Source organism: Rufibacter sp. JT3400010, assembly GCF_054956755.1.
The window spans coordinates 16,578-35,009 of the sequence record NZ_JBUDXA010000003.1 but is presented as its reverse complement, the minus strand read 5'-3'; the positions used below and the strand labels follow the sequence as shown (position 1 = coordinate 35,009).

Below are 18,432 nucleotides of genomic sequence, written 5' to 3'. Positions count from 1 at the left end.
CACAAATAATATGAAGAAATATATTAATACTTTACTGCGGTGGGGCCTGGCATTCTCTATGGTGTTAACGGCATCTTGTGAAAACTACCTTGACGTAACAGATGAGTCTATCATTGCGCCGGAAGAAGCTTTTAAAAACTTCACCAACTTCCAGGGGTACACCGAGGAGCTCTACCATTGTATTCCAGACTTCTCCAATGCTTATTGGACGAATTCATGGAACTGGGGAGATGATGAAATTCAGTCTACTGCCCGCGATTTCCACTTTGCGGTTAAAATAGATAACGGAAACTTCTGGGGTTGGCAGTCTGAGCACGATGGCTGGCAAGCCGGTTGGATGGATAGAAGCAACACGTCCACGAATGATGACCGTTTTACAAAATCTATGTGGAAACTGGGTTGGTACGGAATCAGAAAAGCCAACATGGGTCTGGAGAACCTGGATAAGATGACTGATGCCACCGAGGAAGAAAAGAACCTGGTGAAAGGACAACTGCTGTTCTTCAGAGGCTGGTTCCACTTCCAGTTCATGCAGTACTTCGGCGGATTACCTTACATTGATTACGTACTTCCCAGCGATCAGAAATTAACCTTACCCCGCTTAAGCTACCAGGAATGCGCGGAGAAAGCAGCCCAGGACTTTAGAGCTGCCGCCGACTTATTGCCTGTCAACTGGGACAATACCACGGTTGGGAAAAGAACGCTTGGTAAAAATGAGCTTCGGATTAATAAGATCATGGCCCTGGGGTACCTGGGTAAGAATTATCTGTGGTCTGGTAGTCCTTTGATGAACTTTGAATCAACCGGGAATAGAAGCTATAATCCTGAATTGTGCAAGAAAGCTGCGGCGGCATTTGCGGAGTTGTTACAATTATCTGAAAGCGGTGAGGCTCCCCATAAACTGCTGCCTTTCAAAGAGTATTACAAGAATTTCTATACCACTGGTCAGAACTGGCAGATGCCCGGTAGCACCGAAGCCATTTTCCGGGGGCCTTACTTTGGGGCCAATAGCTCTAACTGGGGTACTAGTAAGCAATATCAGCCGTCCCCTATCTTAACTGACGGTGATGTGAAGTTCCTGCCTACAGCTAACTACGTGAATTTCTATGGCATGGCGAATGGGCTTCCTATCAAGGACATCACCAAGGCTGACCCTGAATCTGGGTATGATCCTGAGTATCCTTGGCGTAATCGTGACCCTCGGTTTTACAATGACATTGTATATGATGGGGTAAAAGTAGTGCAAGGGTCTATTCCTGATGCCGTGAAAGACGACCGGTATGCCAACCTTTTCACCGGAGGTAATTTCAGGAACATCAGTACCGGTAGCCGCACAGGGTACCTGCTTTACAAATTCATTCCTATCACGGCCAATAAGTATGACAACGGATACGATTACGGTAACAGCCTTAACATTCACCTTCCTTGGATGAGATTAGGAGATATCTATACTATGTACGCCGAAGCTGCTGCGCAAGGGTATAGCTCTCCTGTGGGCCAAGTCCCAGGATACAGCAAGACTGCGGTAGATGCTATCAATATGCTCCGCGATAGAGCGGGTGTAGGCCATGTAGCCGACAAGTTTTTGGGATCACTGGATCTGTTCATGAGTGAAGTAAGACGTGAACGAGCCGTGGAACTCGCTTTTGAAGGACACCGCTTCAATGATCTTCGTCGCTGGTTGCTGTTGATTGAGAGCCCTTATACACTGAAAACTTCCCTTGAATTTAACCGCACTGGAGCTTTCAATACCACAGATCCCAAACAGAACAAGGTGACCAACCTACGGGAGCAAGTCATTCTGGAACGGAAATTCAGCAGCAAACACTACTGGTTACCCCTGAAGACAGCTGATGTAAGCATATATCTGGAGTTCAGACAGAACCCAGGATGGTAATGGGGTTGTAATCCAAAATAGGTATTCTAAACTTGAGCATGATGAAATACATCTATATAGTAATGCTATGTGCAGCTGTCACGGGTTCCCCCATGGTACTGCAGGCACAGACAACGGACAAGATTGATATTAAAGCTACTGTACGCGGGGCGGAAGGAAAACCGCTCCGTGGGGCGGTAGTTAGTAGTGGGAGCGAAGCCGAAAATACGGTAACCGACTCACTGGGTACTTTTTCTTTGACGGCCTCTCCCAACGCTACTTTGTCGGTGAGAGCAGCGGGGTACGAGCAAAGGTCAATTGAGGCAACTTCGGGGTTAAGTGAAATCAACCTGGCACCCGTTGGCGATACGCAGCCCGTACAAGTCGCTTTTCGGAAAGTAAACAAAGGAAGTGTGCTGGAGGGGGTGTCAGTAGTGAATCTGGCCGAAATCTTAGAGAAAAGTTACACTACTAGCAGCCTGGAAGGGCTGGAGGGTTTTGCCAATGGGTTTAACGGCAATATCTGGGGAATGGACGGTTATCTGTTGCTAGTAGATGGCGTACCTCGTGAAGCTGGCAGTGTAATGCCTACAGAAATCGCGCAGGTGACTTTCCTCAAGAGTGTGTCTGCGGTGGTTCTTTACGGAAGCCGGGCCGCCAAAGGGGTGGTTTACATCACCACCAAAAGAGGAGAAGTACAGGATCAACAAATCAAAGCAAGAGTAAATGCGGGTATGTTCGTTCCGAAGGCTTATCCAAAGTACCTGGGCTCTGCTGAATACATGACCTTGTATAATGAAGCCCGGCAAAACGATGGCTTGGATAGACTATACAGTGATGCAACCATTTACAACCACGCTTCCGGGGCCAACCCTTTCCGGTACCCAAATGTGGATTATTATTCACCTGATTATCTGAAAAAGACCTATAATCGGTATGACGGTACCGTGGAAATATCAGGGGGTAACAAGCAGGCCCGCTACTACACCAACATGGGCTTCAATACCGCAGGATCTCTCCTGAACTTTGGGGAGGCGGTAGATAATAATAGAACAGAACGCTTCAATATACGGGGGAACGTTGACATTGACCTGAATAGCTTTATCACTACCCGGGTAGATGCTTCCGCAATCTACTACAATGGATTTGGGGTAAACACCAATTACTGGAACGGTGCCGCCACGCTTCGGCCCAACCGGTTTGCTCCCCTTATTCCCATCAGTATGATAGAGGAAAGTGATGAGGCTTCCCGGCAGTTGGTAACCAACAGTAATTACATAATTGATGGCAAGTACCTTCTGGGTGGTACCCAACTAGACCAGACAAACCCATTTGCAGCTATTTACGCCGGCGGGAATAACAAATTCACCAGCCGTCAGTTTCAGTTTGGCACCGGAGTAGGCGTTAACCTGAACAATGTTCTGCAAGGATTAACCTTTGAGACTAACTTCGGAGTTGATTATTCTACCTCTTACAACCAATCTTTCAACAACAATTATGCGGTATACCAGCCCACCTGGAACAACTATGCCGGGTATGATCAAATCAGTAGCTTAACCAAATTTGGGCAGGATTTCAAAACTGGGGCTCAAAACGTCAGCAATAGCTGGTACCAGCAAACCTTGGCCTTTTCTGGTCAGTTCAACTACTTGACCACGATACAAGACAATCATCATATCTCGGCTATGCTGATCGCGAATGGATTTCAGCAGTCGCAATCGGCGGTTTACCATAAGACCAGCAACGCCAACTTAGGTCTCCATGTAGGGTATGATTTCCTGAACAAGTATTATGTAGACCTCAACGGTGCCCTTGTGCATTCTGCCAGATTGCCTGAAGGAAACCGGCAGGCTTTCTCGCCAACGGCCTCTTTGGGCTGGAGAATCAGTGAAGAGGACTTCCTGAAGAACTCGTCTGTGTTAGATCATCTGAAATTGTCCTTTTCCGGAGGGGTATTGCACACAGACCTGAACATCAATGACTATTATCTCTACCAGAGTATCTACACCCAGACAGACGGAGCATGGTACAACTGGAGAGATGGCGCGCTTAGCAGAACCACTGACTCAAGACGGGGAGAGAACCCTGACCTTACTTTCTCTAAAAGAGAAGAAATAAGCCTTGGTATTGAAGCGTCGTTCCTCAACAGACTGGTTACTTTTGAAGGCTCTGTTTTTGCCAATAAAATCACCGGCAATGTGGTGCAGGCATCGGTTCTGTACCCCAGCTACTTTACTACCGGTTGGCCAAATTCTTCCTTCATTCCCTATGTCAACTATAACGATGACCAGCGGGTAGGTTTTGACTTCAATGTGAACCTGAACAAACGCTTGGGCGAAGTAGACTGGTCTTTGGGAGTGGTTGGAACTTACTATGATTCTAAAGCCACTAAACGCGCTGAGCTTTACGAAGATGAGTACCAGAACCGGAAAGGCAAACCGCTGGATGCCCTTTGGGGACTGCAAAATGCCGGGTTCTTCAAGAGCCAAGAGGACATAGACAACTCACCTACGCAGTCTTTTGGTCAGTTAAAACCTGGTGATATCAAATACATCGACCAGAATGGCGATGGAATCATCAATACTCAGGATGAAGTCTATCTGGGTAAAGGTGGTTGGTACGGGAGCCCTTTCACCATGGGCATCAACCTGACTGCTAAGTGGCGGAACCTTACCTTCTTTGCGTTGGGAGTAGGTAGATTTGGCGCGTATGCCATGAAAAACAACTCCTACTTCTGGGTAGACGGAGAAGACAAGTATTCTGAGGTGGTGCGTGGTCGCTGGACCCAAGAAACCCAAAATACCGCTACTTATCCACGGCTTACCACCCTTAACAGTGACAACAATTTCCGCTCATCTGATTTTTGGCTTTACAGCACCAACCGGTTCGATTTAGCCAAAATACAGATCTCCTACGGCCTTCCTACCTCCATCCTGAAGAAGTCCTTTATCCAGGAGTGGGATGTTTATCTCAGTGGCGCAAACCTGCTAACCATTTCTCCGGAACGCAAAGTGATGGAACTGAATGTAGGGAGCTCACCCCAAACCCGGTTTTACAATTTTGGTTTGAAGGCATCATTCTAATAGGCTTTTGAATAAGCATACTAATATGAAAAAGAAATTACTCTTATTTCTGGCGGTCGCTTTTATGGCGGGTGGCTGTGATGATTTGATTGAACCAGGCCTGGAAAACCTTCGGGGCCTTGATGATATGTACGAAGAGGCAGAATATGCCCAAGGGTTCCTTCTGAACGGGTATGTGCGCATACCCACCAACGGATGGGCGTTTACTGATGTGGCCACTGACAACGCAGTCAGCAATGACAGAAACAATGCCTACCTGAAAGTGGCCACCGGCCAGTGGACGTCTAACAACAACCCGTTTGATGAATGGAGAAACTCCAAAGCAGCTATTCAATACCTGAATATCCTGCTTAAGGAGAGTGAGAAAGTGAAATGGGCCAAAGATGAGAAAGTAAGCCAGATGTTCAAAGACCGTATCAACGGGGAGGCATATGGTTTACGGGCACTTTTCATGTACCATTTGTTACGGGCGCATGCAGGAGAGAGTCCAAGTGGTGAACTGCTTGGGGTTCCTATTGTGCTGGAACCTGAGCAAACCAATTCTGACTTCAACAAGCCACGGGCAACCTTTGAGGAATGCATGCAGCAGATCTACAGAGATCTGGACAAAGCCGAAGAACTGCTCCCTCTGGACTTTGAGGATGCGTCTAGTTTACCACCCGCTTACACGGGGAGCAATGTAGATGAATACAATCGGGTGTTCGGTCAATTTGCCCGCCAGCGTATGTCAAAGCGGATTGCCATGGCCGTTAGAGCCCAAGCTTCCCTGTTGGCGGCCAGCCCAGCCTATAGCTCCGGTAATACCACCACCTGGGCCAAAGCAGCCGAGAATGCCGGAAAGGTATTACAGTTGAAAGGAGGAGTAAGCGGCATTGATCCTAATGGATTGAGCTGGTATTCGGCGGCCGCTGTGATCAATGGATTAGCGGCAGGAACTAACCCCTCAGAGATACTCTGGCGAAGTGATGTTTCTGAAAGCAACGACCTGGAGCGGCAGCATTTCCCTCCAACCCTTTACGGCAACGGTAGGTTAAACCCTTCTCAAAACCTGGTAGATGCTTTCCCTATGGCAAACGGCTTTCCTATTACGGCTGCTGCCAGCGGGTACAAGGCCACTGCTCCTTATGACAACCGTGATCCTCGCCTGAAACTCTTCATCACCGTGAACGGAAGCACCGGTGGCCCGAACAATACAGCCATTGTCACGGCTGCAGATGGAACCACCAATGATGCTCTGAACAAGGTGGAGACCTCTACCCGGACAGGCTATTACCTGCGCAAATTGCTTCGTCAGGACGTGAACCTTAACCCTGTCACTACCAACACGCAAAAGCACTACAAGCCTCGCATCCGCTATACGGAGATCTACCTTATCTACGCTGAAGCAGCAAATGAGGCTTGGGGACCAACTGGTACAGGAACAGCGGGTTTCTCTGCCTATGATGTGATTGCCGCCATCCGGAAACGTGCCGGTATCAGCCAACCTGACAACTACCTGGAGTCTATCAAGTCAGACAAAGACGCCATGCGGGCGCTTATCAGAAATGAACGCCGCCTAGAATTGTGCTTTGAGGACTTCCGCTTCTGGGATCTACGCCGCTGGAACGCCGACCTGACAGAGGGGGCAAGAGGGGTTAGAATCCAAAATGGAACCTTTGAGACCATACCAGTGGAGGCTAGGGTATATGCAAGTCACATGAAATACGGCCCAGTCCCTTACAGTGAGATTCTGAAGTTTAATAACCTGGCACAAAACAAGGGATGGTAACAGACCCACTTATTCTCTTTACACCTAGGTTTCCTTTATTAAAAATTCGAAAATGAAAAAGATATATTTTAGCTTCCTAAGCCTGCTAGTAGTCGCCCTGACTTCCTGTGAAAACGAGGAATGGGAGTTCCCGGATTACGAATTCCAGTCTACTTATTTCGCCTACCAGTATCCGGTGCGCACCATAGTCATGGGGGAAGACATTTTTGACACCACCCTGGACAACCAGAAGAAGTGTAGCATTATGGCTACTACCGGCGGGGTGTATGAAAACAAAAAAGACGTCACCATTGCCGTAACCGTTGACAATTCACTGAGCGCTGGTTTGCTGTTTGGCCCGAACGGGAATGCGGTGACGGCCATGCCCAGCAATTACTACAAGCTAGCCTCAGACAAAATCATTATTCCGCAGGGTAAGACCATTGGGGGCGTGGAGGTACAACTCACCGATGAATTCTTTGCTGACCCTTTGGCTTTGAAGACAAACTATGTTATTCCCATGCGAATGACGGCGGTGCATAATGCGGATTCCATCTTGTCAGGCAAGGCCTTGATTGAAAACCCCAACAGAGCAGTGGCAGGTCATTGGAGCATTGTCCCCAAAGACTTTGTGCTGTACGCAGTGAAGTATGTAAACCCATGGCATGGAAATTACCTTAGAAGAGGTAAGGATGTTGTTGAAGCAAAAAACGGCGATGCCTCTCTGAATAAAACAGTGGTGAGACACAAACCATACGTGGAGAATGATGAGGTAATCAAACTCACCACCCAATCACTGAGCCAAGTGGGATTACCTGTGATGATGAAAGACAAAGCCGGAAAGGACGTTACGTACAATTTAGTACTGTCATTTAGTGAGCAGGGAAACTGCACCATCTCAAGTAATTCTACGACCTACACCGTGACCGGAAACGGGAAGTTTGTGAAAAGAGGAGAAAAGAAAAGCTGGGGGAATGCTGACAGAGATGCGCTTTACCTCAACTATAAAATTGAGATGGCCGACATGCGCATCACCTCTACAGACACCGTCGTGTTACGCGACCGTGGGGTGACCATGGAAACCTACACACCGGTGCTTAAATAATTGTATAAATCTTGTTTAGGACAACATGAAACATTTATATAAACTAGGATTCTGCCTTGCCAGTTTACTCCTGACAACTGCCTGTGACTATGAGCCGCTTGAGTTTGAGGTAGAGAAACCTGCTAGCTTTGCCCAACAGGAAGAAATTGACGCGTATGCAGACCTGAAAACATACGTGAACAAAGGGGCTAACCCCAGCTTTAAGCTAGGCACCGGCGCAGTAATAACAGACTACAACCTGCAAGGGGTACTCTACAGACTCATCAACCGAAATTTTGATGAGGTAACCCCCGCTTCTGGCATGAAGCACGGGGCCGTAGTGCAGTCTGACGGAAGCCTTAACCTGGAAAACGTCACCAAATTTCTAACCACCGCCGAGAAGGCAGGGGTGACCGTTTTTGGTCACACCCTGGTGTCGCATACAAACCAGAACGCCGGTTACCTGAATGGCTTGCTTGCTCCCTTGGTGGTAGAGTCTCCGGCGTATGCCAACTCTTTGAATACTAATAACCTCAAAGCTGGAACATTTACCGGCTATGCTACCTCTGGGGCATCTGTTTCAATTGTAGACAATGAAGGAATGGGGGGCAATGTGAAAGCGATCAAGCTTGTGTCTGGTGCCTCTGCTTCTAAGCCCACTGACCTCCAACTGGTAACACCCGCCATTCCGGTGGTGCAAGGCCATGAGTACGAAGTGGTTCTATACATAAAGTCTGATGCACCGGGCGAAGGCAGAGTAACCTTTGAAGGGTTAAAAAACAACACTCCTTCCAGAGACTGGATGGGTACAGGCAGTATTTCGGCCACCTTCACTACCGGCCCTGGGTGGAAAAGGGTTAGGTTCAAGGTAAATGATTTTGATGCTAGTTCTATCAAACTGCACTTAGACCTAGGGTATGCTCCCAACGTGACGTATTACGTAGACATCAACAATTTCTATGTGTATGATACCCAAGGAGCCCCGTTGATCACCAATTTGGTGGCCAACGGCAATTTTGAAACAGGATCTGGCTGGGGAGGCTGGGGAGGCAGTTCCACCAGGGGTATCACAGCAGACGGAATGGGCCTGAACAACACCGGTAAGGCGTTCTTTGTTACCAATCCTAAGGTAGAGGCCAATTACTACACCGTACAAACCTCTTATGAATTACCCAAGCCGCTGGACAACGGAAAAGCGTACAACCTCACTTTCTGGGTAAAAGGTACTGCCACGGGTGTCATCAGGCCAGAATTACAGAGCCCTAACTACTCTTCCAACGGCTTCGGGATGGTGAACGTGACCAAAGACTGGCAACTTGTCTCCATCACCACTACCGCCACCGCAGCAGACAGAAGTCGTCTTGTCTTTAGTTATGGCGAGTTTGCCGGTACCGTGTACATAGATGACGTGGTGCTGAGCTCGGCCGTTTCTGTGGGCGGAACCACCCTGGTGCAGAAAAACGCCACAGAGAAAAAAGCCATTATTACGGGTCAGCTAGACCGCTGGATTTCTGGCATGGTCACCGCTTCCAAGGGATCTGTGAAAGCCTGGGATGTAGTAAGTGAGCCCATGGATGATGACAAACCTTCTCAGGTAAGAACCGGAACCGGCAAAACCGTAGCCTCTGATGAGTTTTACTGGCAAGATTACCTGGGCAAAGAGTACGCCGTAACGGCTTTCAAAACTGCCCGGGCCAATGCCAACGCCACTGACCTGCTGTTCATCAATGACACCAAACTGGAGCAAAACCTGGATAAAACCAGAGGACTTATTGAGTACGTGAAGTACATTGAGGCGAATGGCGGCAAAGTAGACGGCATAGGAACCCGACTGAACCTTACCCTTCTCTCTGATAAGCAGAACATTTCCACCATGTTCCAGTTACTAGCGGCCACCGGCAAAATGGTCAGGATCTCTGGGTTAAGCGTGTCACCAGGGGTTACCGCAGACAAAGTAACTCCAGAGCAGTACCTGGTCCAAAGAGAAATGTTCCAGTACGTTCTGGATGAATACGTGAAGATGGTGCCTGCTAAACAACGGTATGGAGTTACTATCTCCAGCCCTGTAGATGTTACTGCCGAGCCTTCCGGACTCTGGACCCAAGGGCTCATTAGAAAACCAGCGTACTCCGGCTTCGCCGAAGGTCTGAAAGGATTGAAGTAATTGGAAGTTTCTCTGGTTAAGTGAACCAGCGTTTAAGGGCTGTTTTCTGAAAATAGCCCTTAAACGCTGGTTTTTTCCTGTAAGCTCAACGTGAAATCAGCCAAGCCGAAAGAATGTCTTTAACACCAGACTACCAAAACATGAGTCATTCAGGTTTCCGGCGCTGAGGGATCTTTTTTTAACCAGTCATGCAAACAGGTGGGGCGAAGTTGCGCTAATTTCCAGCGGGGGTCATCTCCTATATTGGTTTTTGGTACGTTTTTCAAAAAACGGCCTCTAAACAGAATCCAAAGAACTGCTTACATTCTCTCAAAAGAGGGAACACCAACGCCGTGGTTCAGCAATACGCATTATCTTAATTCCAATCCAACAAGCATTGTGACAACCAAGATAAACCTATGAGAAAGCTTCTATTAACGGTCTTCACCATCTCCCTTTTCATGGCAAACGCCTGGGCGCAGGAAACGGTGAAGGTAGCGCCCGCAGGGTTTGATAAGCTCCGTCCAGAAATTCCGCACGGGAAAATTGATACGGTGGCGTACACGGCCAAGCAACTGGGCACCAACCGGAAGGCGTTGGTGTACACGCCTCCGGGCTATACCAAGAAAAAGAAATATCCGGTTTTGTACCTGCTACACGGCATCGGCGGCGATGAATTTGAGTGGCTGCGCAACGGCCAACCGCACATCATCCTGGATAACCTCTATGCCGAGGGCAAATTAGAACCCATGATTGTGGTGTTACCCAACGGACGCGCCATGAAAGACGACCGGCCCGTGGGCAATATCTTTGACAGCCTCAAAGTGCAGGCGTTCGCCGCGTTTGAGAAAGACCTGCTGGAGAACCTGATTCCGTTCGTGGAGAAGTCCTACCCGGTAGAAAAAGATCGGAAGCGCCGAGCCCTGGCTGGATTATCTATGGGAGGCGGACAGTCCCTGAATTTCGGGTTGAAGAACTTGGACACGTTTGCCTGGATAGGCGGGTTCTCATCGGCGCCCAACACGAAAATGCCTGCGGAACTGTTCCCCAGTCCGGCGCAGGGCAAGGGCAAGCTGCAGTTGCTGTGGCTTTCCTGAGGCGTGGAGGACAACCTGATGAATATCACCCAACGCACTCATGCGTACCTGGAACAGCACGGCGTGCCGCACGTGTACTACCTGGAGCCGGGCGGCCATGATTTTAACGTCTGGAAAAACGACTTATACATGTTCTCGCAACTCTTGTTCAAACCCGCCAAGGCAGCTAAGAGCGCTAAATAAGGCACCGGCTTTACTAGCCACAGTTTGTAATCAGAGCAAAAGCATCACAGGAAAGCTGTTCTGATATGATTTCTAGAAAATAGGCCCAAAACGCTTTTGTTTCACTTGCTTGCATGAGAGAAAGAGTTGCCTATGATCTTATTGGTAACTCGTTTACGCGTTCTAGGGCAGGTTATGTAACATGAGCGCAAACTTTTGATACAGATGGCTCGCTGAATGTAACATGAAGCGGAAGAAATGGACGGCTTTTATGGGGGCTTCTCCCACGGCTTAGATACATTTGATTTTTGTACCTCTTAGTAAAGAAGCAAGACGGGCGAAGTTTGGTAAGTTACATCATGAAGTGTCCGGCAAAGGCTGAAAACTGTGGCACCGAAGACATAGCTTGAATGCCTGAGATAGCTAGTTAAAAGCATTAGAAGAAATGAAGAGAACAACATTCTATAGCACGGTAAGAGCCGCTCTTTTTGGGGTCGTGCTTTTAAGTGGAGCCTGTAAAGTTGCCCAAAAAGAGACAAGTGAGTTGACGTTGAAAGACGCGTTCAAAGGCAAATTCCATATTGGCACGGCGCTCAATACGCAGCAGATTACGGGGCAAGATGCGGCTTCCGTTCAGGTAATAAAGGAGAACTTCAACGCTGTAGTGGCCGAGAACTGCATGAAAAGCGGAATGATCCAGCCGCGCGAAGGCCAGTTCAATTTTGACCTGCCAGACCAATTTGTGAAGTTCGGGGAGGAGAACAAGATGCTCATCAACGGGCACACGCTCATCTGGCACTCCCAGGCACCCCGCTGGTTTTTCACCGACAGTCTGGGCCGTAACGTGTCCAGGGAGGTTTTGATTCAGCGCATGAAAACCCATATCTACACGGTGGTGGGCCGCTACAAAGGACGGGTGCATACCTGGGATGTGGTGAACGAAGCCATTCTGGACGACGGTTCCTACCGGAAAAGTAAGTTCTATGAGATCATCGGGAAGGACTTCATAAAGCTCGCCTTCCAGTTCGCGCGGGAAGCTGATCCCAAAGCCGAACTGTACTACAATGATTATTCCATGGCTCTGCCCAAGAAAAGAGCGGGCGTGGTGGAAATGGTGAAAGAACTGCAGCAGCAGGGCGTTAAGATTGATGGAATCGGTATGCAGGGCCACATCGGGTTGACCTTCCCTACCACGGAGGAGTTCGAGAAAAGCATTCTGGCTTTTTCTGGCTTGGGGGTGAAAGTGATGATCACGGAACTGGACCTGACAGTATTGCCTTCGCCCGGCGGAAACATTGGCGCTGAGGTATCGGCTAATTTTGAGTACCAGCAGAAGATGAACCCTTACCCGAACGGCTTGCCAGATTCGGTGAGCCAGGCTTTCAATGAGCGGTACCTAGACTTCTTCAAGCTCTTTTTGAAGCATCAGGATAAAATCTCCCGCGTGACGTTGTGGGGTGTAAGTGACAAAGATTCCTGGCGCAACGGCTGGCCAGTACGCGGCCGCACCGATTATCCGTTGCTATTTGACCGAGACAACAAACCCAAGGCAGTGGTGAACGCCATCATTCAAGCTGCCAAACAATAAACTACGTATGCATTTGAAAGAATTGAAAAGAACATTTCCGATCTTCCTTTTTTTAGTAATCAGTATTTCCTCTTTGGCACAGGCGCAAAATACTATCGTAAAGAGTCCTGACGGTCGGCTTCAGGTAGAGGTGCTTTTGCAGAACGGCCAACCGCAGTACCGGGTCAGCTACGCCGGGGAAACCATTTTGGAGAACTCGCCGCTGGGTCTGAAAACTAACCTGATTGATTACTCCGGTAACCTGACCCTGCAAGGCAGCAAGCAGAACAAGATAGACCAGACCTACCAACAGGAGAAATCCAAACGGTCGCAGGTGCATTACCTGGCCAATGAGCTGGAATGCACGTTTGTGAACAAAGACAAGAAGGTGCTGCAGGTGGTGTTCAGGGTAAGCAACAATGACATCGCCTTCCGGTACCAGCTCCCTGAGCAAGGCGACCCGCGGGCGCTGGTGGTGGAAAAAGAAACGACTGGCTTTAATTTCCCCGCACAGGCCAAAGGCTTCCTGACGCCGCAATCCAAATCCATGGTAGGTTTTGCCAGAACCAAGCCGAGCTACGAGGAAGGCTACCAGGTGGAGCAGGACATCGCAGCCAAATCTGCGCATGGGCAGGGCTACACGTTTCCGGGGCTTTTCAGGGTAGGAGCCCACTGGGCGCTTCTCTCTGAAACTGGCGTGAGAGGTCTTTACTGCGGTTCCCACCTCAGCGATCCTACTCCGGACGGCACGTACACCATCGCGTTTCCGGATATCACAGAGAACAACGGGTTCGGGAGCACCGGCGCCGCTACTGGCGTGCCGAGCACTACGCCGTGGCGCACCATCACGGTAGGCAAGGGCCTGAAACCCATTGTGGAGACCACCGTTGCCAATGACGTGGTGGAGCCGCTGTATGAGCCTTCTATCAAATACGCCTACGGCAAAGGAACCTGGAGCTGGATTATGTGGCAGGACCAAAGCATGAAATACGAGGACCAGGTCACGTATATTGATTTGGCGGCGCAGCTAGGCTACCAGTTCATCCTCATTGATGCCCTGTGGGATAAGAATATTGGGTACCCGCGCATGGAAGAACTCATAAAGTATGCGGCCTCCAAAAAAGTAGGGGTTTTCCTGTGGTACAACTCCAACGGAACGGTCAATGACGCGCCGCAGACGCCCCTCAATAAAATGAACACCGCCATCGCCCGCAAAAAGGAAATGCAGTGGATGAAAAAGAACGGAGTGAAAGGCATTAAGGTCGATTTCTTCGGGGGAGACAAACAGGAAACCATGCGCCTCTATGAGGACATCCTCTCGGATGCCAACGATTATGGTTTGATGGTGGTTTTCCACGGGGCCACGTTGCCGAGAGGCTGGGAGCGCATGTTCCCCAATTACGTGGGCAGCGAAGCCGTACTGGCCTCTGAGAACCTGATGTTCAGCCAACATTCCAATGACCGCGAGGCCTTCAGCGCCACCTTGCACCCCTTCATTCGGAACGCCGTGGGCAGCATGGAGTTTGGTGGCGTGGTGTTGAACAAGCGCTACAACCGCACCAACAACGGCGGCAACCACCGCAAAACCACCGATGTGTTCCAGTTGGCGACCTCGGTGCTGTTCCAGAACCCGGTGCAGTTTTTCGCCCTCGCGCCCAACAACCTGCAAGACGCCCCCGCCTTCGCGATTGATTTCATGAAGCAGGTGCCCACCACCTGGGATGACACCAAGTTCCTAGACGGGTACCCCGGCAAATACAGCGTACTGGCCCGTCAGCACGGGGCCAACTGGTACGTGGCTGGCGTAAATGCCCAAGCTGAGCCCGTGAACCTGAAACTCAGTTTACCCATGCTTTCCGGGAAAGAGGTCGTTTTCTACGGTGATAACCAGGACGGCAGCAGCTACACCAAAAAAGTGAAAGTAGCCAAAAACGGCGAGCTGAAAGTCACCATTCAGCCGCAGGGTGGCATTGTAGTAGTGGGCCAGTAATAGAAAAACTTGCTTTGTGTTTCGGGCCTGTTTTTCTGAAAACGACCCCAAATCACGGAATAATTACCTGTATTGAAAAGTTCTCAAAGAGTAGGAGCTTGTTCTGTTTCTTAACGCTGTTTCGGACCTGTTTTTAGAAAATCAGGCCCCAAACAGCGCATGAGCCAAGCGCATTACCTGCTGTAAGCAACGTACCCCAAAAGGAGAGATTCGCACCATGTACAGATTGCAAAAGAAGCGCTTCCAGATTTTTATCGGTTGTCTGATCGTCAACCTGGCCTTCCTGTGCAATGTATCCGCTCAAACCACTTCAAACCTAAAGCTTTGGTACACCCAACCCGCCCAAAAGTGGGTAGAAGCCTTGCCCGTGGGGAACGGACGTTTAGGAGCGATGGTGTTCGGGAATCCGGTGCAGGAAACCATTCAGCTTAATGAGAATACGGTGTGGGCCGGGCAGCCGAACCGCAACGATAACCCGCAGGCGAAAGAAGCCTTACCCGAGGCCCGGAAATTGATTTTCGCAGGGAAGTATGAAGAGGCCCAGCAGCTGGTGAACCAGAAGTTCATCAGCAAAACCTCCCATGGCATGCCGTATGAGACGGTGGGCAACCTGAAGCTTTCGTTCCGTGGTCATGAAAACTACACCCACTATTACCGGGAATTGGACCTGGAAAAAGCGGTGGCTACGTCGCGTTACCGGGTGAATGGGGTGAACTACCAAACCGAGGTCTTTTCCTCTTTCCCAGACCAGGTGATGGTGGTGAGGATTACAGCCGACAAACCGGGCGCCATCAGTTTCTCGGCTACTATGGATCGACCCAAAAACGCCCAGGTTTCCACCCAGGGCAAGGACATGCTACTCTTGTCAGGTAAAACCGGTACGGTGGACGGCGTGGAAGGCAAGGTTCAGTTTCAGGCCAAAACCAAGGTCCAAGCCTCGGGCGGAACCGTCCAAACCACCGGAACCAGTGTACAGGTGGAGCGGGCGAATGAGGTCACCATTTACATTTCCATCGCCTCCAACTTCAAAAACTATCAAGACATCAGTGGCAACGCCGGGAAACAGGCCGAGGCCTATCTTCAGAAAGCTCTGAAAAAGAAGGTCAGCGTCCTCTACCAGGACCATATGGCCGACTACAAAAAGTTCTTCGACCGGGTAAGCCTCAGTTTAGGGAAAACCGAGGCTGCAAACCTGCCCACCGACCAAAGAATAGAGAAATTCAGAAACGGGAACGACCCTGATCTGGTCGCGCTGTATTTTCAGTTTGGCCGCTATCTGTTGATTTCGGCCTCTAGGCCCGGTGGACAGCCTGCCAATTTGCAGGGCATCTGGAACGACCAACTCACTCCGCCCTGGGACAGCAAGTACACCGTGAATATCAACACCGAAATGAATTACTGGCCCTCGGAAATCACCAACCTCACGGAGTTGAACGAGCCGTTGGTCAAGATGGTGCAGGAGGTAGCGGAGTCCGGGCGGAAAACAGCCCAGGACATGTACGGTGCCCGAGGTTGGGTACTGCACCACAACACTGACATCTGGCGCATCAACGGTCCGGTAGATGGCGCTTTCTGGGGAATGTGGCCCATGGGCGGCGCCTGGCTTTCGCAGCATCTATTTGACAAATACGCGTACTCCGGAGACAAAGCGTACCTGGCATCGGTGTACCCCGTCTTAAAGGAAGCCTCGCGGTTTTTCCTGGATTTTCTGGTGGCTGAACCCGTGAATCAATGGTTAGTGGTGGCCCCTTCCATTTCGCCGGAGAATGCGCCTGGCCTGCACCGTAAAACGTCCGTTACGGCGGGTACTACCATGGACAACCAACTGGTATTTGACCTGTTCAGCAAAACCATCAAGGCCGCGGAAGTCCTTAAAACTGATGCTGCTTTCACCGCAGAACTGAAGGCGAGTCTGCAAAAGCTTCCGCCCATGCAGGTAGGCAAGTGGGGGCAGCTCCAGGAGTGGATGGCTGACTGGGACAATCCCAAAGACAACCACCGCCATGTCTCGCATTTGTACGGACTTTACCCGTCTAACCAAATCTCGCCGTACCGTACGCCGCAATTGTTTGCGGCGGCCAGAACCTCGCTTCAGGCCCGGGGCGATGAGTCTACCGGCTGGTCCATGGGTTGGAAAGTGAACCTTTGGGCCCGGCTGCTGGACGGAAACCACGCTCTCAAACTGATTCAGGACCAACTCACGCCTTCCATTCAGCCAAACGACGAGCAAAGGGGAGGCACGTACCCGAACTTATTTGATGCGCATCCGCCGTTTCAGATTGATGGCAACTTCGGGTGCACGGCCGGCATCGCCGAGATGCTCCTGCAAAGCCAGGACGGCGCCATTCACCTGTTGCCCGCTTTGCCCGATGCCTGGCAGCAGGGCAGCATCAAGGGGCTCAGAACGCCGGGCGGATTTGAAGTGAACCTGACCTGGGCAGGCAATAAACCAAGTGAAGTGATAGTCCGGTCGGCTTTGGGCGGTAACTGTAGAGTGAGGTCGTATTACCCGCTCACGGGTAAAGGCCTGCAAAAAGCAAAAGGAACGAATAAGAATCCTTTTTACCAGGTCCCGGCCACCAAAGAACCGTTGATAGCCTCGGTAAATGACCTGAAAAGTACATCCGCCAGAACCGTCTATGAGTATGACCTTGCTACCAAAGCCGGTAAGAGTTACACGATACGTCTGGCAAAATAAAGGATGCTTGGTTTGAGCCTGTTTTACAGAAAACGGCCTTAAAACAGATTCAATGCAGGATTTTTCTGAAACTGTATAAAGGCTTCTAAATCGAAGCGACAAAATATTTAATTAAAACCTAACGAGTAATGGCATGAACTATAAAAGAAGTTTTTCCCTGCTGGCTGTCTTGTTTTTGCTGCACACGGCGGCTTTCGCCCAAGACCCTAATTTCTACATTTTCCTGTGCTTCGGGCAATCCAACATGGAGGGGCACGCCAAATTTGAGCCGCAGGACACCACTGCCAACAACCGGTTTAAAGTTCTGGAAGCGGTAGATTGTCCCGAACTGGGGAGAAAAAAAGGCGAGTGGTATCCAGCTACGCCTCCGCTGGCCAGATGCAACACCGGTCTTACTCCCGCCGATTATTTTGGCCGCGCCTTGCTCGCTACTCTTCCGGAAAACATCAAAGTGGGGGTGATCAACGTGGCGGTGGGAGGCTGCAAAATAGAGCTGTTTGAAAAAGGCACCTACCAATCCTACGTGGCCACGGCCCCTAACTGGATGACGTCAATGCTGGAGCCCTATGACAAGAACCCCTACGGCCGACTGGTGGAAATGGCCAAACTGGCCCAGAAAGACGGCGTCATCAAAGGCATTCTGATGCACCAGGGCGAGTCCAACACCGGTGAAGAAACCTGGCCTGCCAAGGTGAAAGGCGTGTACGACAACCTGATAAAAGACCTAAACCTCAATCCAAAAAAAGTGCCTTTGCTGGCCGGCGAAATGGTAAGCAAGGAGCAAGGAGGTAAATGCGCCAGCATGAACGCCATCATCGCCAAACTGCCTCAAGTAATACCTAACGCCCATATCATCTCTTCAGAAGATTGCCCAGCCGTGGCCGACCAATTGCATTTCAGCGCTGAGGGATATAGAAAGTTGGGAAGAAGATACGGCGCTAAAATGCTGACCTTGTTGGGCTATAAAAACGTTCGGGCTGAGTAG

11 protein-coding genes are annotated in these 18,432 nt (G+C 50.0%); all 11 read left to right on the top strand.

Translation table 11 applies throughout. The annotated features are described in order from the left end of the window. The first annotated feature begins 10 nt into the window (after positions 1-10). Positions 11-1,897: a RagB/SusD family nutrient uptake outer membrane protein gene (locus tag ACY0JR_RS03685; RefSeq protein ID WP_462632524.1), complete on the top strand. Its 1,887-nt coding sequence runs from the start codon at positions 11-13 to the stop codon at positions 1,895-1,897. Positions 1,898-1,989: 92 nt separating this feature from the next. Then, positions 1,990-4,959: a SusC/RagA family TonB-linked outer membrane protein gene (locus ACY0JR_RS03680; protein ID WP_462632523.1), complete on the top strand. Its 2,970-nt coding sequence runs from the start codon at positions 1,990-1,992 to the stop codon at positions 4,957-4,959. A 25-nt stretch (positions 4,960-4,984) separates the two neighbouring features. After that, positions 4,985-6,727 (top strand): RagB/SusD family nutrient uptake outer membrane protein, encoded by a 1,743-nt coding sequence (locus tag ACY0JR_RS03675; RefSeq protein WP_462632522.1) that lies wholly within the window; start codon positions 4,985-4,987, stop codon positions 6,725-6,727. Between the two features lie 52 nt (positions 6,728-6,779). Continuing rightward, positions 6,780-7,811 carry a DUF5627 domain-containing protein gene (locus tag ACY0JR_RS03670; RefSeq protein WP_462632520.1) on the top strand — a complete coding sequence of 344 codons (1,032 nt, stop codon included), beginning with the start codon at positions 6,780-6,782 and terminating at the stop codon, positions 7,809-7,811. 25 nt (positions 7,812-7,836) lie between these two features. After that, the gene (locus tag ACY0JR_RS03665) at positions 7,837-9,954 is read left to right on the top strand and encodes an endo-1,4-beta-xylanase (RefSeq protein WP_462632519.1); all 2,118 of its coding nucleotides are present in this window, start codon (positions 7,837-7,839) and stop codon (positions 9,952-9,954) included. A 398-nt stretch (positions 9,955-10,352) separates the two neighbouring features. After that, complete coding sequence (locus tag ACY0JR_RS03660; protein WP_462632518.1) at positions 10,353-11,030, top strand: alpha/beta hydrolase; 678 nt, start codon at positions 10,353-10,355, stop codon at positions 11,028-11,030. 18 nt (positions 11,031-11,048) lie between these two features. Further along, positions 11,049-11,213 (top strand): hypothetical protein, encoded by a 165-nt coding sequence (locus tag ACY0JR_RS03655; protein WP_462632516.1) that lies wholly within the window; start codon positions 11,049-11,051, stop codon positions 11,211-11,213. 424 nt (positions 11,214-11,637) lie between these two features. Continuing rightward, a complete protein-coding gene (locus ACY0JR_RS03650; protein ID WP_462632515.1) occupies positions 11,638-12,780 on the top strand; it encodes an endo-1,4-beta-xylanase in 1,143 nt (380 codons plus the stop codon). A gap of 22 nt (positions 12,781-12,802) precedes the next feature. Further along, positions 12,803-14,749: a glycoside hydrolase family 97 protein gene (locus ACY0JR_RS03645; RefSeq protein WP_462632514.1), complete on the top strand. Its 1,947-nt coding sequence runs from the start codon at positions 12,803-12,805 to the stop codon at positions 14,747-14,749. A 217-nt stretch (positions 14,750-14,966) separates the two neighbouring features. Further along, a complete protein-coding gene (locus ACY0JR_RS03640; protein ID WP_462632512.1) occupies positions 14,967-17,447 on the top strand; it encodes a glycoside hydrolase family 95 protein in 2,481 nt (826 codons plus the stop codon). Positions 17,448-17,580: 133 nt separating this feature from the next. Then, positions 17,581-18,432 carry a sialate O-acetylesterase gene (locus ACY0JR_RS03635; RefSeq protein ID WP_462632511.1) on the top strand — a complete coding sequence of 284 codons (852 nt, stop codon included), beginning with the start codon at positions 17,581-17,583 and terminating at the stop codon, positions 18,430-18,432.